Raw genomic sequence first — 16,278 nt, 5'->3', positions numbered from 1 at the left:
TGCGACAATCGATTTCAGTATATTTGATAGGAAATACTATAGTGATTATGAAACATATAGCCATTCTTGTTCCCAAAGGACATAGTAGTGTTGTAAATATTGGCGGTACGCATCAACTATTTTCATGGGTTAACGAATTTTATAAGCAAACTGGAAGAGAACCTCTTTTCACCATTCAATTAGTGGGCCTTGAGAAAGAAACTACCCAAAGTCATGGTCTTTTTACAGTGAACCCGGAAGTATTAATTGAAGAAGTAACAAAAACCGACCTTATTATCATCCCCGCTATTCACGGTGATTTTCAGGTAAATTTGAAAGAGAATTCTGATTTTATTCCTTGGATTGTTAAGCACTATAAACAAGGTGCAGAAGTAGTAAGTCTGTGTGTTGCTTCTTTCTTTTTGGCTTCTACCGGATTACTCAACGGAAAAAGCTGTTCTACCCATTGGCAATTTGCAAACGAATTCAGGAAACAATTCCCCCAAGCAAATTTGATGGACGATAAAATTTTAACTGAAGCTGATGGCATTTATACCAGTGGCGGCGCCTATTCGTTTACCAACCTCATCTTATATTTAATTGAAAAATATGCTGGACGTGATACAGCGGTCATGGCAGCAAAAGGATTTATGATCGATATTGACCGAAGTAGTCAATCTCCTTTTATGATTTTCTCGGGACAAAAAAGACATGATGATGCTGTCATATTAAAAGCACAAGAACAGATAGAACAAAACTATCAAGATAAAATGACTGTTGACGAACTATGCAACCAACTGGCTATTAGCCGTCGTACCTTTGAGCGACGCTTTAAAAAAGCAACCGCCAACACCGTAGTAGAATATATGCAACGCGTAAAAGTAGAAGCAGCTAAAAAAGAATTAGAAATAGGGCGAAAAACCGTAACCGAAGTTATGTATGAGGTGGGCTACTCAGACTCAAAAGCGTTCCGCGATGTCTTTAGAAAAATCACCGACATGACTCCAGTTGATTACTTGCACAAATACCGAAAACAAATAGCTTAAAACTCTCTTAGTCTGTAAATAGGGTTTTCTTTCTCTTTTACTAGTACCAAATAATAAAAGCCCCCCAAATGGGCAGGCTTTTACGTGACTAAGTCAAATAAGTTAGCTAGTATAACTCTTGTAAGGCAATTATATCGTTATTATTAAACTCCCCATCTTCGCTGGAACTAAAGCAAGCCAACATTATCGATGTAGGATCATAACCAGTAGGTGTACCATCAATATGGTTGGCACCTACACCCCCATCACCTTCATTTGAGTTTTGCCCACAACTTTGACGACTAAACCAATCGGTGTGGCGGAAACCAACAGAGTGCCCTATCTCATGTGTAATTACGTGTTCGTTCACATTGGTACTATATCCTGAAAGCCCGTATATTTGCACAAACTTATAAGGGTATCCATTACTTGGAAAACCAGCACTTCCTCCAGCACCACTAGGATTGTTAACGGTATTGTTATACACCACCATATCCTTATCTTGGTAATTGGTTCCAAAGGATAAATCAAAACTTATGGAAACGCCACTTAGGTTATTATAATTATTAACGGCATACTGTAAAGCCGTTTGCTCCTTACTAGAAAGCGCCTGACTACCACCGGTAAACCCAATAATAGAAATAGTACGACCTTGGCTCACTAAATTATCAGTGCTATACTGTCTGCCATCACCTTCTTCTGCGGCATCGGCCATAGCAAAAAGCTGGTCTTCAGTAAGAACTAAGTCTTTTTCAATGTATAGACGTTCTTCGGTAGTTCCATCGGGGAAATGAAACGTATCATACTTAATATAATCACTGTTTAAATTCAGTTTAATAACTGCATCTTTCACTTTTTTGGGGATTTTCTTTTGTGAAACGTCAGCTGTTAAATCTGCATTGTCTGTTGTTGGGGCTTCGTTTTCATCCTTTGAACAGGATACGAATACCAGACTTAGAGCAAACATGCCCATAAGTCCAATTTTAAATTTTCTCATAGTTAATGGTTTGTATTAATGAATAATTTGTTAGGTTAACCTGAGGTGAAATTATGTAATAATTAACAAAACAACAAGTCAAAGTCGTTAAAATTATCATTTTAACAACTAAACCTGTTTTTTATCGTCATAATATCAATAAAATTACAAAAAAACCGAATAGTAAAAAAAGCAAGATAACTCATTGAAAGAGAAAAAAGTAGAAAATATTTTTTATCTGTATTTTCCTACAAAATTAGTAGGATAATTAATTTTCATAAAAATATATTAAAAAAAATGGGAGATGTTTGGAAACATATTAATCTTTCAATACTACCTTCATAAGTTTTGTAATTACGACTTTTAAAGCCTAAAATAGCAGAGGGTTTGTTAATAGAAAAGATTTCTAATTTCGGAGGGTAATAAAAAAGAAAATATGCTACTGAATCTCAGCGCTCAATCCAGCTTCTAAAAGTTTGGTGCAACGGGGTTCCAAATCAGGGTAGGCTCCAGATTTTACCGTACATTCCCCTTTATAGTGCACAATAATAGCACATTGCTCCGCCTGTTCCGGAGTGTGATCACAGGCGTAAATAAGCATATTGATAACGTGATCAAAGGTGTTCACCTCATCATTAAACAAAACAATCTGGTTTTCTTTGTCTTCTTGTTCGGCAACTAACAGGTCTTCCTGTAATTTCTCTTTGGTACTCATAACAGCAACTAATTTACAAATTTTGCGGCAATCCAGTTAGTTCGTTCCTTATTTTCAACGAAAGTGAGCCCTAACTTATTGCAACTTTTCTGTATAAGTGTCAGGTCTTCTTTATAAAATCCGCTTAGGTAGAGTTCGCCATTTGGTTTAAGGCAGCAGTGGTAAGCAGCCATATCGGCCAGTAAAATATTTCTATTAATGTTAGCAATAATAGTGTCATAAGTAGGTTCACTAGGCAGTACAGTGGCATCACCTAAAGTAACTGTGATATGTGAACAATCATTCCGGTCTACATTCTCTTGGGAGTTTTCTACACACCACGTATCAATATCAATGGCATCCAATTGAGTAGCGCCTCGCTTTTCAGCTAAAATGGCCAATACAGCTGTGCCACAACCCATATCAAGTACGGTTTTATTTTTCCAGTCGTTTTCCAAAATATGCTGAAGCATCATAAAAGTAGTTTCATGGTGTCCAGTACCGAATGACATTTTTGGCTCTATAATAATCTCATACGGCACGCCGCGTTTCTCATGAAAGGGCGCTCGCACCACACAAGTATCATTTACCTCAATGGGTTTGAAATTTTGTTCCCACTCTGCATTCCAGTTGGTTTGCGCTATATCCTTTTTATTATATTCAATCGTGAACGCTTCCGATGAAAGAATCTGCACCTCATCTAATATGTTTTCGTGACACTCTTCTTTTTGTATATAAGCAAGCACTCCTGTTTCAGTTTCCACAAAACTCTCAAAGCCAACATATCCAAGTTCAGCAATTAAAATATCCGTCCCCGGTTGCACCGGCGTTACTGTAAAATTGTATTCTATATATATTTCAGCCATAATATGGTTTTAGGTTTCTTACCTACTCGGTAGCTTCGATATATTTTTCGTTCAACAACCCTTTTGAGTTTGTTTAGTTTAAGTGAAAACGAAAAACACTCAGCCACCTTCTGAATTTTCTATATTAAAATTGTAAAAAACTATCCACTACAAACTACCAACTATTCAAAAGCATTTGCAATCTTCATAAAGCTTTCCACATTCAACGAAGCGCCACCTATCAATCCACCATCCACATCATCTTGACTAAATATTTCCGAAGCATTGTCAGGTTTTACACTTCCGCCATATAAAATAGAAACGTTCTTAGCGATTGTATTAGAATAAGCATCTGCAATCGTCTTTCTTATGAAGGCGTGCATTTCTTGAGCTTGTTCTGGACTTGCGGTTTCTCCTGTTCCAATAGCCCAAACTGGTTCGTAAGCAATGATTATATTCTTCCAATTAGTTTCGGAAAGGTGAAACAATCCTTCTTCCAATTGTTCGCTAATAACTTTAAAGTGATTGTCTGTTTCCCGGTGACTCAACTCTTCTCCAACACAAAAAATTACGGTCATCTCATTTTTCAAAGCTGTATTCACTTTTTCGGCCAACAAGTCATTATCTTCATTAAAAATAGAACGGCGTTCGCTATGTCCTAAAATAACGGTCTTGATCCCCACGCTTTTAAGCATCGCTGCGGAAACTTCTCCTGTGAAAGCCCCCTTCTCACTCTGGTGCATATTTTGAGCTACCACCGTCACCGGATGATCCTTTACAGATTGATATGTATGGTTTAAGTTTGTAAATGCAGGCGCGATCATTAGCGAAACTCCCTCGGGAATTACTTGCTTTTTTAATTGAACCAAAAACATCTCAGTCTCGGCCATATCATTATTCATCTTCCAGTTTCCTGCTACTATTTTTTGTCTCATGAGGTTGGTTTTTTCGTTAGTTGTTAGTTGTTAGTTGTTAGTTGTTAGTTGTTAGTTGTTAGTTGTTAGTTGTTAGTTGTTAGTTGTTAGTTGTTAGTTGTTAGTTGTTAGTCCTTCGACTCCGCTCAGGAACCGTTGGTCATTAGCTAAAAAATACTATTCTCAAATTACATTTCCAATTAATATGTAAAACACCTATACATATTATGAAAATTACTACTGCAAAATGCCACCGTTTATTACATATTAATTTTCGGATCCAGCCATCCATACACAATGTCTACTAAAATATTAATCACGATAAAAACAATCGCAATGATTAATACGGCTCCCATAATGATAGGGAGGTCTAAGGTGTTTAAGGCATCTACAATTTCTTTTCCTAAGCCATTCCAGCCAAAAATATATTCTACAAACACCGCTCCTGCCAACATAGATGCAAACCACCCAGAGATAGCTGTAACCACCGGGTTTAAAGAATTCTTCAAAGCGTGTTTTCTAATAATCGTTGCAAAAGATAATCCTTTTGCCTTAGCGGTGCGAATGTAATCTTGATTGAGCACTTCTAGTAATGAATTACGCATTAGTTGCGACACCACAGCCAATGGTCGGATGCCTAATACAATCGCTGGGAGTATCAAGTTTTTCCATTGTATGTGTTTGCCTTCGCCAAAATCGTCGACATAATATAGACTCCCAGTCATATTCAGATTGGTATATTCATGAAATACAAACCCAAACAACCAAGCAAACAAAATAGCACTAAAAAACGACGGTACGCTCATACCTAACGTACTTACTAATTGTATTAATTTATCAATCCATCCATCTTTAAAGAGTACGGATATAATGCCTAAGAATACACCTAAAACCATAGCAATAATAATAGCTGATACGGCCAGCACGACGGTATTGGGTAATGTTTCTGCTATTACCTTACTTACTTTTTTACCATTCTTCTGAAACGATTCTCGTAAGTATGGGGTTTTTAAAACAACAGTTGTGTTTCCTATTGTAAACAAAGAAGCTGCATTATATTTCCCTTCTGAAAAAAATGTATAATCATCACTATTTGTGCTATGAAAAGACAATGGAGATAAATCGTTTAAGTAGTACAAATATTGAAGCCCCACCGGTTTATCGAAACCATACTTTTTTTTCACCACGGCAATTTGCTCGGCACTTTCGTTTTGACCTAACATCATCCGTGCGGGATCGCCGGGTAAAATAGTAAACAAAAAGAAGATAACCGTTACCACCCCGAAGAGTGTTAATAAAGCATATCCTAATTTTTGTAATACGTACCCTGTCACCAGCTTATTGTTTTATGTTCTCCATTGTTACTACTTTGTACTCAAAGTCGTCACCAAACAATAACTTTGCATATTCTTCGATGGTTTGGTCAAACCCAGCTTCTGTACGACGTTGGTTTACAGTTTCGGGGTTTTCAATAGGCCAGATAAAGCTACCGCGTTCATCATCATAGCTTCTTCCTTGTGTACCGTACACCTGTGGTTTCTCTTGGTTCATTAAGTAACGATCCTCCATCATCGCCACCAAACGGAAAGGTATTTCCCCCTTCTTCCCTGCTTCTTTTATTAGCGGTAAATATTCGGGTATTTTATCAGGGTTATGCTGCAACACATACCAGGCGGCCGTATTGGTAGGTTCGCCTACATGTGTTTTACCTGGGTACCCCATGTTTTTGAATACTTTTTCAATAAAAAGCATATTGCTACTGTCAATAACAGTTTGCATAGACCAAAGGTCACCGTTATATTCTTCAGGGGTTAAGCCCATTTCTTCACCCATTTCTGCTCGTTCTTCGGGTGTTTTAGCTTGCATTAGTTTACGATAGCGTTGGTCTAATACAGCAATACTATCTAAACGTTGTTTTAGGTTGAAGTCTAAGTCCGGTTTTGCCGTTTCCAATTCTTGAAGCTGTAATTGATCCAGATCGTTCCAATGTACCTTTTGTTTTATAGTCCCTTTTTGAAGGTGCAACACTCCAGGATTGCTTCGAACAATGGTTTTTAACGTAGTTTCATCACAGAAATAAAAGTCAAAGTTCAATTTATAGCGTTCTGTTAAGGTATTTGTACGCTCAGTAGAAGATGCCGACATTCCAATTACCTTATACCCTTTTTTTAGTGCTTCGTTCGTAATATCACGAACTGGAAAGAATCCATCTTTTTCAGATTTATTTAAGTTATAAGCTACTACAATTATCAGATTTTCTTCTTGTAAAAATTCATCTAAATAATTTTTGCCTTCCCGTTCGATAGTAAAATCGTGAATAGGCGCTTCATAACCTGCTTGGATCTCTGTTGTCTCTACTCCTAAAAACGCTCCTTCTTGTTCTGGATAGTCGCCTTTAGTGGTTACTATCTTTTCTTCTCCATCAACATTAAATTTCCAATCATAATCGTAAATAGGTTTTGGCGCTCCTTCTGGAATGGTCATCCCCTCTTCAATATTTGCACCTATTTTATAAGGACGGAAATCCAGTATAGGTAAATGCATTAATACGTGATACGTAACACCTAAACAACCAATAAAGCAAACAAATATCACGAGACTACGGATGTTTCGAGTAAAGAAAGGTTTAATATATTTACTTCCGAAGAATAAAATCAAGATAAGAACCAGCAGAATAATATCTTTCGTAAAAGATTCCCAAGGGGTTAATGGAATGGCATCCCCAAAGCAACCACAATCGGTCACTTTGTTATAGTAAGCAGAGTAAAAGGTTAAGAACGTAAAGAAAATAATCATTAACAAAAGGCTCCATACGGTAAACTTTCGCAAATAGCCTATAAGCAGCGTCACCCCTAACAATACTTCAAAAATAACTACGAAAATAGCAATAAGTAAGGCATACGGAACAAGGAACTCTAGGTTTAATACCCCTGGGGCAAAATAATCTTGCAGTTTAAATGAAAACCCTATGGGATCGTTCAATTTAATAAGACCGCTGAAGATAAAAAGGAGTCCCACCAATATCCTTGAAATGCCTACTAGTACTTTCATAATGTCTTTTTCTTTTAGTTTTTATTCTTTTGTTCCAAATGAATCATGGCAAAGATTGAATAGTTAATCATATCCTGATAGTTGGCGTCAATCCCTTCGGAAACCAATGTTTTCCCTTTATTATTTTCAATCTGTTTTACCCGTAACAACTTCTGAAGTATTAAATCGGTCAATGATGAAACTCTCATATCGCGCCACGCTTCGCCATAATCATGGTTTTTGTTAATCATTAGTTGTCGTGTAATAGCCACCTGCTCATCATAAAGTTGTATGGCTTCTTCCAAAGAAAGGTCTGGTTGTTCTACAATCCCTTTTTGCAATTGTATTAATGCCATAATGGAATAATTGATGATTCCGATAAACTCACTAACCTCATCTTCATCCACTTTTTGTTCGGCGTTTTGCTGTAAGCCTCTAATGCGCTGTGCTTTTATAAATATCTGGTCGGTTAAGGATGGTAACCGTAAAATACGCCAAGCACTACCATAATCTTTCATTTTGTTGGTAAACAACTCTTTACAAGTAGTAATTACCGCATCGTATTGTTTTAGGGTTTCAGCCATTGGGTTTTTAAGATTTTCCGTAAATTTCGCTTAAATAATTCAAAATAGAAAATTGAACACAATCAATTGTAACGGCACGCTCATCAACTTATCCAAACCAAAGGTCATGGGCATTATAAACGTAACGCCAGACTCGTTTTACGACGGTGGAAAAACAACACATAAAGATTCCATTTTACAGCAAACAGAAAAAATGCTTACCGAAGGTGCTACCTTTTTAGATGTGGGCGGATATAGTTCTAGGCCGAATGCCATAGATATTTCAGAAGAAGAAGAAATAAGCCGTGTTGTGCCTGCCATTAAAAGCATTTTAGATGAATTTCCTGAGACGCTAATTTCAATCGACACTTTTAGAAGCCAAGTTGCCAAAAAAGCAGTAGAGACTGGTGCTTGTATGGTAAATGACATTAGCGGAGGAACTTTAGATGAAGCCATGTTTACCACCGTTGCAAAAATGCATGTACCCTATATATTAATGCATATGCGCGGTACTCCGCAAACTATGACACAGCAAACGGGTTATAATGATGTTACCATAGAAGTTATCCGTTTTTTTTCTGAACAAATAGCTAAAGCAAGAAAGGCAGGGATTAACGATATTGTCATCGATCCAGGATTTGGATTTGCAAAAACAAAAGAACAATGCTTTGAGTTATTACAGAAATTAACTTTATTGAAACAATTAGATGTTCCTATTCTAGCCGGATTATCCCGAAAGTCAATGATTTATAAAACTTTAAATATTTCGGCAAAAGAAGCTTTGAATGGGACTACGGTTTTAAATACACTGGCTTTACAAAAAGAGACATCAATTTTGCGGGTACACGACGTAAAAGAAGCTATGGAATGTATTAAGTTAACCGAAATGCTTACTCCCTACTTATAAATTTTATACTTTTAACCAATAGACATAAAAAGCACACCCTTTGGAATTTTTAGACCTGCGCATTATAGACATTATTGATATTTTACTGGTAGCATTTTTGCTGTATTACCTGTATAGGCTAATAAAAGGGACGGTTGCTATCAATATTTTTATAGGAATTGTAATCATCATCGCTATTTCTGAAGTCACCAAACTCCTACAAATGGAGCTCTTAAGTAAAATATTGGGTGGTTTTTTAGGCGTTGGAATGTTTGCACTTATTGTTGTGTTTCAACAGGAAATCAGGAAATTTCTTTTAATGCTCGGTTCTACCAACCTTAATGCTCGGAAACGATTTTTTAGACAGTTCCGGTTGCTTTCTAAAGAAGCTGGAATTACTACTGATATTCCAGCCATTATGAATGCCTGCCAATCGATGAGTCGTAAAAGCATGGGAGCACTAATTGTTATTCAACGAAACAACAGTCTCGATTTTGTAAAAAATACGGGAGATGAGATGAATATTGAAGTAAACAAACCCATTATAGAAAGTATTTTTTTTAAGAATAGCCCACTTCACGATGGAGCCATGATCATTGAGAATAACACTATTACAGCCACAAGGGTTATTTTACCGGTATCAAACGACCGAAATATTCCACTCCGATTTGGGTTACGACACCGTGCCGCAGTAGGTATTTCTGAAAAAACGGATGCAGTATGTATTGTTGTTTCAGAAGAAAACGGACAAATATCCTACCTAAAAGATGGTGAGTTTGTACTCTATAACGAAATAGATGATCTTGCTAAACAACTAGAAAATGACTTAACGTAATTTGAAATGAACTGTAAAAACTGTAGTGAATTACTGACCTCAAAAACTAATTATTGTCCTGAATGTGGTGCTAAAGTGATTACACACCGATTGACCCTTCGCTCTCTTTTATCTGAAATATATTACGCTTTTTTTAGTATTGACTCCAATAAACCCGTACGGACTTTTGTTGATCTCTTTAAAAAACCAGAAGAAGTAATTGGTGGTTATATTGATGGTGTTCGTAAAAAATATATTCATGCTTTTGGCTACTTTACCATTGCAGTTACTTTATCCAGTTTATTCTACTTCATTTTACTAAAGTTTTTCCCTGAAACATTAGACGGAATGTTACTGTTTCAAAACAACGATGCAGCCCAAATGGAAATGGGACGTACTATTTACCGAAGTGTTTTTGAATATCAAACTTTAATGTTCTTCACATTCGTTCCAGTATTAGCCTTGTTATCTTGGATCGTATTTTTTAATAAAAGAAAATATAATTATGCTGAGCATTTAATAATAAACCTCTATTGTTATTCGCAAGCCTCTATTATAAGTATTGGTTTGTTTTTCTTGACATTTTGGAGCCAGACTCTCTTCGGAATTATCTCTATGTTATCCTTTATAATTCAGATTGTCTATTTTGCCTATGTTTTGAAGCGACTTTTTAAGCTTTCAGGGTTGCAGCTTTTAATAAAGTTCATCTATTTCTTTGCCCTTTTAATTCCTCTTTATATCATCTTTACAATAATTATAATGGGTATTATGTTAGCTAATGGTAGTTTAGATGAATTGATAGAAGCTGAAAGGGCAAAGAAAGAAATAAGCTATACTGCTTCTTCTGCCATAAACTGGACTTCGTATAAATTACGATAGTACCCATCTTCTTTCTTGAGCAATTCTTTATGGGTTCCGGTCTCAACAATTTTACCGGCGTCCATTACTAAAATTTTATCAGCTTTTTTAATGGTAGCCAAACGGTGAGCAATTACAATAGAAGTACGTCCCTTAGTAATTTTTTCAGTGGCATTTTGTATTAATTCTTCAGAATACGTATCTACAGAAGAAGTTGCTTCATCTAAAATTAAAACTCCTGGTTTACTAACATACGCACGTAGAAAAGCAATTAATTGCCGTTGACCCGACGAAAGCATCGAACCACGTTCTTTTACATTGTAATGATAGTCATTAGGTAGCGTTTTTATAAATTTATCTACTCCAATCTCTTTGGCAGCAGCGATCACCTCTTCTTCAGTAATAGAAGGATCGTTTAAAGTAATGTTATTTAATATGGTGTCAGCAAACAGAAATACATCTTGTAATACTACAGCAATTTGTTTCCGAAGGGATTCCAAAGTATACTCCTTGGTATTTACGCCATCGATTATTATTTCCCCTTCTTGGATTTCATAAAAACGATTCAATAAATTTATAATAGTCGATTTTCCGGCACCTGTTGCCCCAACAATCGCAACCGTTTCTCCAGGATTCACCATAAAAGAAATACCTTTAATCACTTCTTCATCTTCAACATACCCAAAATGAACGTTTTTAAATTCTATTTGGCCTTTACTTTGTGGCATTTCTACTGTTCCAGAATCATCAATATGCGATTTGGTATCCAAAATACCAAACACTCGGTTGGCGGCTACCATACCCATTTGCAACGTGTTAAATTTATCAGCAATCTGCCGAAGCGGACGGAACAACATTTGCGCCAATTGAATAAATGCTGTTATAATACCTAAGGTAATTGCCCCACCTCCAGCTGCATTAAGACCTCCATACCAAACTATCAGACCAATAGCAATGGAAGAAGCCATTTCGGCAATTGGAAAAAAGATAGAGTTGTACCAAACGGTCTTTATCCACGCTTTTTTATGTTTTTCGTTTATTTGCTTAAAGCGCCTGTACTCGGTATCCTCACGTGTAAAAATCTGAACTATTTTCATTCCCGTGATGCGTTCCTGTACAAAAGAGTTTAAATCGGCCACTTGATTTCGTACATCTTCAAAAGCAACTTTCATTGCTCGTTGAAACACTCGAGTGGCATATAAAATCAATGGTAAAATAGCGAAGACAATCAAGGCAAGCTTCCAACTTTTATAAAGCATAAACCCTCCTATTACAAACATTTTAAGCAAATCACTTAAAATCATAAACAATCCCTGACTGAAAATACTAGAAATGGTTTCAATATCATTTACAGCCCTTGTGGTCAATCTCCCCACGGCACTCTTATCGAAATATTTCATACGGAAACTCATCATTAAATTGAAAAGCTTCACCCGCATATCGCGCACCACACTTTGTCCCAGCCAATTGGCATAAAATATAAAAGCGAATTGAAACAACACCTCTAACACCAAGGCAGCAAGCATTAATAAAATATAAAATCGTAGACCACTGCCATCTTTTGGTACAATCGAGTTATCAATCGCCTGTTGTATCAATTCTGGGCGGACAATTGCTAGTACCGACATTATTACTGCTGTTAAGGCAACAGAATAAAATATTAAACGGTAGGTATTGGTAAATTTCAATAACCGTTTAAAGAGTTTAAAATCAAATGCTTTTCCTGAATTTGCCATACTATTCCCTGCGTTTCGACTCCACTTAGCCGACATTTTGGTTTACTTTTTTATTTTATTATTGTTTCAGGGTAGGTCACTTTTGTTAAATACAGTCCGTGTGCTGGAGCCGAAGCACCAGCTTTCCCTCTGTCCTTATCTTCTACTATTTTCTGAAATGACTCTAAAGACGTTTTATGATATCCAACATCCAAAAGCGTGCCCACAATGGCACGAACCATATTTCGTAAAAAACGATCTGCTGAAATAGTAAAAATCAATTGTTCGTTTTCTTCTTCCCAAAACGCTTTTTTAATATTACAATAATACGTTTTTACATCGGTTTTACTTCGTGAGAAGCATTGAAAATCGTTATGGTCCAATAGTGTTTTTGCAGCTTTGTTCATCAACTCAACATCGGGCTTGTTATGTATTTGATAGGCAAAACCATCCACAAAAGGATCTTTTTTTAGGGAAACCATATATTCATATTCCCGTTCTACAGCATCAAAACGTGCATGAGCATCTTTTTTAACTTCAAAAATTTCTGAAATTGATATATCCTTCGGAAGAAAAGAATTCAACCTGAATAATAATTCTGAAATATTTGTAATTTCATTACAATCGAAATGAGCAAACAATTGTTTAGCGTGGACACCTGCATCGGTACGCCCAGCACCAGTGACTTTAATTTCGGTCTTTAACAAGATAGAAAGCTTACCTTCCAACACCTCTTGAACTGTAATGGCATTAGGCTGTATTTGCCATCCAAAATAGTTAGCACCGTTATAGGCTATTTCGATAAAATATCGCAAAGAATCATTTATTTTTGAAAACACAAAAATACGAAAACCAAGTTCGAAATACGAGGTACAATTAACGAAATAAAAAGTACTAGTTACGAAATATTATTTTTGAAGTACGAACCGAATAACACCATACAGATTGAAAAAAATACTGCTTCTTAGTGACACGCACAGCCATATAGACAACGACATATTAAAATATGCAAAGCAAGCTGATGAAGTTTGGCATGCAGGTGATATAGGTAACTTAATAGTTACTGACACCTTACAACAAATTAAAACACTACGCGCCGTTTACGGAAACATTGACGGTGACAAGGCTAGAAAAGAATTTCCGTTGAACAATCGATTTACCTGTGAAGGGGTTGATGTATGGATTACGCATATTGGTGGCTATCCTGGTCGTTATGATAAACGCGTGAGAGAAGAGCTATATCAAAATCCCCCAAAATTATTTATTTGTGGGCATTCACATATACTAAAAGTGATGCCTGATAAAAAAAATGGATTGTTACATATGAATCCTGGTGCCATTGGCAAGCATGGGTTTCACACCGTACGTACGATGCTACGGTTTGAAGTAGACAAGGGGAACATTCAAAATTTAGAGGTGATCGAGTTTAAGCGCTAAAGTTGGTGGTTTCGATACGATTTTCTGTAGAACGATGTTCTACAAAAAATCACTCAACCACCAAAACAGAAATAAAAAACCCCCAAAGGTGGCATCCTTTGGGGGTTCGCACTAAAATATACTAAGATGTAACGGTTTACCGTAAACGATCCACTGATTTTACAAGGTCTTCATCCCTTTTAATGGCCTTATTGGCCAACACTAAAAAAACGATAGAAATGATGGGAAGCAAGACCCCAATACCCTTCTCTGAAACTAATGTTTCTCCGGATATGGTTAGCGACCTGTAAACGAAAACTCCCAGTAATACAAAGTTTAATATGATGTTTAAACGGTTAAGGACAAACTGTCGTTGCCGTTTTTTAAAACTCAAAATTGAAATAATTGTTAAAGCGATAGAACCGAAAATTAAACCAAACACTAAGGGTTCGCTTCGCTCAATTACTATAACACCAGCTTCATCCTGTACCACAGGAAACCACATATACAAAGCTCCCATTATAAGGGCCGAAATAATCAAATATACGGTCTGCATGCGTTGTAACATATAATTAATTTGCTGTTATTGGCAAAAATAGGGTTTCTTTTTAAAAAAATTACAAGCAAAATTTAAAATATTGTTGTATCATTGCAGTATCTATTCGTAACCACCTCAATAACGGTTACTTAATCTTCAAAAAAAATATTCAATAATAGTACCTTCTCAAAGGACTCAATTATTATAATTAAACACACACAATTTTTAAATGTTTGAAATTTCAGAATTAAAAGCAAAAAAGCTACCTGAGCTTCAGGAATTAGCAAAAAAACTGAACGTCCCAAAATACCGTAGTTTTAAGAAACTTGACTTGGTATACCAAATTCTCGATTACCAAGCTGCGAATCCTAGTGCAGTTAAGGAAATTGCAAAAAGCGATACGCCCCATACAACTTCTAAAAAAGAAGAACCTAAAGACAAAAGTCGATCTTCATCGCAAAACAAACCGCAACAGCAGCGAAGCAAAAGCAATGACAACCGCAACGCTAAAAAAAGTCAGGACACAAAAAATGATCCAAAAAAATCGAACGATACTGATAAACGCAGTAAAAGCTCGAATGACTCTGATAAGCGGAATAAAAGTTCTAATGACAATGAAAAGCGGAACAAGAACTTAAATGACAACGATAACAAGAAGAACAGTAACAACTCTTCAGATAATAAGAAAAAGCATCCGAAGTCTAAAAGAGACAATACCAATAATAAAAGTCACCAAAAAGACAACCGCAATAACGGTAATAAAGACAGCAGAAATCGCTATAAAGAACCAGATTATGAGTTTGACGGTATTATAGAGAGTGAAGGTGTTCTTGATATTATGCAAGACGGTTATGGCTTTTTACGCTCTAGTGATTACAACTACCTATCATCTCCTGATGATATTTACGTATCGCAATCGCAAATCCGTTTGTTCGGGTTAAAAACAGGCGATACTGTTTTTGGTGAAGTACGCCCTCCAAAAGAAGGTGAAAAATATTTCCCATTGATTAAAATTTCAAAAATTAATGGCTTAAATCCTCATGTAGTAAGAGACCGTGTAGCTTTTGAACATTTAACACCCTTATTCCCGCAGGAAAAATTTAATATTGCCGAGAGACAAAGTACTATTTCAACGAGAATAATAGATATGTTTTCCCCTATTGGTAAAGGCCAACGTGGGATGATTGTATCACAGCCTAAGACTGGTAAAACAATGTTATTAAAAGACATTGCTAACGGTATTGCGGCAAATCACCCAGAAGTATATCAAATTATTTTACTAATTGATGAGCGTCCAGAAGAGGTTACCGATATGCAGCGTAACGTACAAGGTGAAGTAGTTGCATCAACCTTTGATAAAGAAGCTACCGAACACGTTCGGGTTGCCAACATCGTTATTGATAAAGCCAAGCGATTGGTAGAATGTGGTCACGATGTCGTTATCTTACTTGATTCTATTACACGTTTAGCTCGTGCTTATAATACTGTACAACCTGCTAGTGGTAAAATATTAAGTGGTGGTGTAGATGCCAATGCATTACATAAACCAAAGCGTTTCTTTGGTGCTGCCCGTAATATTGAAAATGGCGGTTCGTTGAGTATTATTGCTACAGCGCTTACCGAAACTGGATCTAAAATGGACGAGGTTATTTTTGAAGAATTTAAAGGAACTGGTAATATGGAACTTCAATTGGATAGAAAAATATCTAACCGAAGAATCTTCCCTGCCATCGACCTTACATCTTCAAGCACCCGTAGAGATGATCTATTGCTCGATGATAACGTGATACAACGTATGTGGGTATTGCGCAAATACTTAGCAGATATGAATCCAGTTGAAGCTATGGAGTTTATTAACGACAAAGTAAAACACACCAAGAACAACGAAGAGTTTTTGGTCTCTATGAATGGTTAAGTAGTAGTCAATATAGATTAAATAAGAAACCGGATATACAAGCAAATGTATATCCGGTTTTTTTATTGATTAATAGTAAGGGTTTATTCAAAAACTATCTTATAAAAGTT

General features: G+C 36.3%; 16 protein-coding genes. 6 read left to right on the top strand and 10 right to left on the bottom strand.

Features of this window, described 5'->3' with window-relative positions:
- The first annotated feature begins 47 nt into the window (after window positions 1-47).
- Window positions 48-1,025 carry a GlxA family transcriptional regulator gene (locus DZ858_RS07785; protein ID WP_117158998.1) on the top strand — a complete coding sequence of 326 codons (978 nt, stop codon included), beginning with the start codon at window positions 48-50 and terminating at the stop codon, window positions 1,023-1,025.
- A 106-nt stretch (window positions 1,026-1,131) separates the two neighbouring features.
- On the opposite strand, the gene DZ858_RS07780 is transcribed toward DZ858_RS07785, so the two are convergent.
- The 7 genes from DZ858_RS07780 to DZ858_RS07750 all read right to left on the bottom strand — a co-directional run bounded on the left by DZ858_RS07780 (window position 1,132) and on the right by DZ858_RS07750 (window position 8,047).
- The gene (locus tag DZ858_RS07780; RefSeq protein ID WP_117158997.1) at window positions 1,132-2,001 is read right to left on the bottom strand and encodes a M57 family metalloprotease; all 870 of its coding nucleotides are present in this window, start codon (window positions 1,999-2,001) and stop codon (window positions 1,132-1,134) included.
- A gap of 418 nt (window positions 2,002-2,419) precedes the next feature.
- Entirely contained in the window at window positions 2,420-2,695 is a 276-nt protein-coding gene (locus DZ858_RS07775) for an ATP-dependent Clp protease adaptor ClpS (protein WP_117158996.1), read from the bottom strand.
- Window positions 2,696-2,703: 8 nt separating this feature from the next.
- Complete coding sequence (gene prmA / locus DZ858_RS07770) at window positions 2,704-3,540, bottom strand: 50S ribosomal protein L11 methyltransferase (RefSeq protein ID WP_117158995.1); 837 nt, start codon at window positions 3,538-3,540, stop codon at window positions 2,704-2,706.
- 161 nt (window positions 3,541-3,701) lie between these two features.
- The gene (gene tpiA, locus DZ858_RS07765; RefSeq protein WP_117158994.1) at window positions 3,702-4,454 is read right to left on the bottom strand and encodes a triose-phosphate isomerase; all 753 of its coding nucleotides are present in this window, start codon (window positions 4,452-4,454) and stop codon (window positions 3,702-3,704) included.
- Between the two features lie 239 nt (window positions 4,455-4,693).
- Window positions 4,694-5,767: an ABC transporter permease gene (locus DZ858_RS07760; protein WP_117158993.1), complete on the bottom strand. Its 1,074-nt coding sequence runs from the start codon at window positions 5,765-5,767 to the stop codon at window positions 4,694-4,696.
- 4 nt (window positions 5,768-5,771) lie between these two features.
- Window positions 5,772-7,484 (bottom strand): BT_3928 family protein, encoded by a 1,713-nt coding sequence (locus DZ858_RS07755; protein ID WP_117158992.1) that lies wholly within the window; start codon window positions 7,482-7,484, stop codon window positions 5,772-5,774.
- Between the two features lie 14 nt (window positions 7,485-7,498).
- Window positions 7,499-8,047 (bottom strand): DUF1599 domain-containing protein, encoded by a 549-nt coding sequence (locus DZ858_RS07750; RefSeq protein ID WP_117158991.1) that lies wholly within the window; start codon window positions 8,045-8,047, stop codon window positions 7,499-7,501.
- A gap of 52 nt (window positions 8,048-8,099) precedes the next feature.
- Between DZ858_RS07750 and folP the strand changes: the two genes are divergently transcribed.
- From folP to DZ858_RS07735, 3 genes are read left to right on the top strand one after another with little or no spacing between them, the layout of a single operon-like run.
- Complete coding sequence (folP, locus tag DZ858_RS07745) at window positions 8,100-8,933, top strand: dihydropteroate synthase (RefSeq protein WP_394340446.1); 834 nt, start codon at window positions 8,100-8,102, stop codon at window positions 8,931-8,933.
- Between the two features lie 40 nt (window positions 8,934-8,973).
- Window positions 8,974-9,747, top strand: coding sequence for a diadenylate cyclase CdaA (gene cdaA / locus DZ858_RS07740; RefSeq protein ID WP_117158989.1), 774 nt, complete (start codon window positions 8,974-8,976; stop codon window positions 9,745-9,747).
- 6 nt (window positions 9,748-9,753) lie between these two features.
- The gene (locus DZ858_RS07735; protein WP_117158988.1) at window positions 9,754-10,605 is read left to right on the top strand and encodes a DUF3667 domain-containing protein; all 852 of its coding nucleotides are present in this window, start codon (window positions 9,754-9,756) and stop codon (window positions 10,603-10,605) included.
- Here the strand turns inward: DZ858_RS07735 and DZ858_RS07730 are convergent.
- Together DZ858_RS07730 and truA are read right to left on the bottom strand one after the other, a co-directional pair.
- A complete protein-coding gene (locus tag DZ858_RS07730) occupies window positions 10,557-12,356 on the bottom strand; it encodes an ABC transporter ATP-binding protein (RefSeq protein ID WP_239990740.1) in 1,800 nt (599 codons plus the stop codon). The genes DZ858_RS07735 and DZ858_RS07730 overlap by 49 nt on opposite strands.
- A gap of 14 nt (window positions 12,357-12,370) precedes the next feature.
- Window positions 12,371-13,114 carry a tRNA pseudouridine(38-40) synthase TruA gene (gene truA, locus DZ858_RS07725; protein ID WP_117159557.1) on the bottom strand — a complete coding sequence of 248 codons (744 nt, stop codon included), beginning with the start codon at window positions 13,112-13,114 and terminating at the stop codon, window positions 12,371-12,373.
- Window positions 13,115-13,244: 130 nt separating this feature from the next.
- Here truA and DZ858_RS07720 point away from each other — a divergent pair, with 130 nt between their 5' ends.
- Window positions 13,245-13,736 (top strand): metallophosphoesterase family protein, encoded by a 492-nt coding sequence (locus DZ858_RS07720; protein WP_117158986.1) that lies wholly within the window; start codon window positions 13,245-13,247, stop codon window positions 13,734-13,736.
- 136 nt (window positions 13,737-13,872) lie between these two features.
- Here DZ858_RS07720 and DZ858_RS07715 read toward each other — a convergent pair whose 3' ends face one another.
- Window positions 13,873-14,283, bottom strand: a complete 411-nt coding sequence (locus tag DZ858_RS07715) for a DUF4293 domain-containing protein (RefSeq protein WP_117158985.1) — start codon at window positions 14,281-14,283, stop codon at window positions 13,873-13,875.
- 199 nt (window positions 14,284-14,482) lie between these two features.
- Here DZ858_RS07715 and rho point away from each other — a divergent pair, with 199 nt between their 5' ends.
- The gene (gene rho, locus DZ858_RS07710) at window positions 14,483-16,168 is read left to right on the top strand and encodes a transcription termination factor Rho (RefSeq protein WP_117158984.1); all 1,686 of its coding nucleotides are present in this window, start codon (window positions 14,483-14,485) and stop codon (window positions 16,166-16,168) included.
- Window positions 16,169-16,278: the final 110 nt, after the last annotated feature.

The organism is Marixanthomonas ophiurae (genome assembly GCF_003413745.1).
GTDB classification, from domain to species: Bacteria; Bacteroidota; Bacteroidia; order Flavobacteriales; family Flavobacteriaceae; genus Marixanthomonas; species Marixanthomonas ophiurae.
Note: the sequence above shows the minus strand (reverse complement) of the source record. Positions and strands in the feature narration are given on the sequence as shown.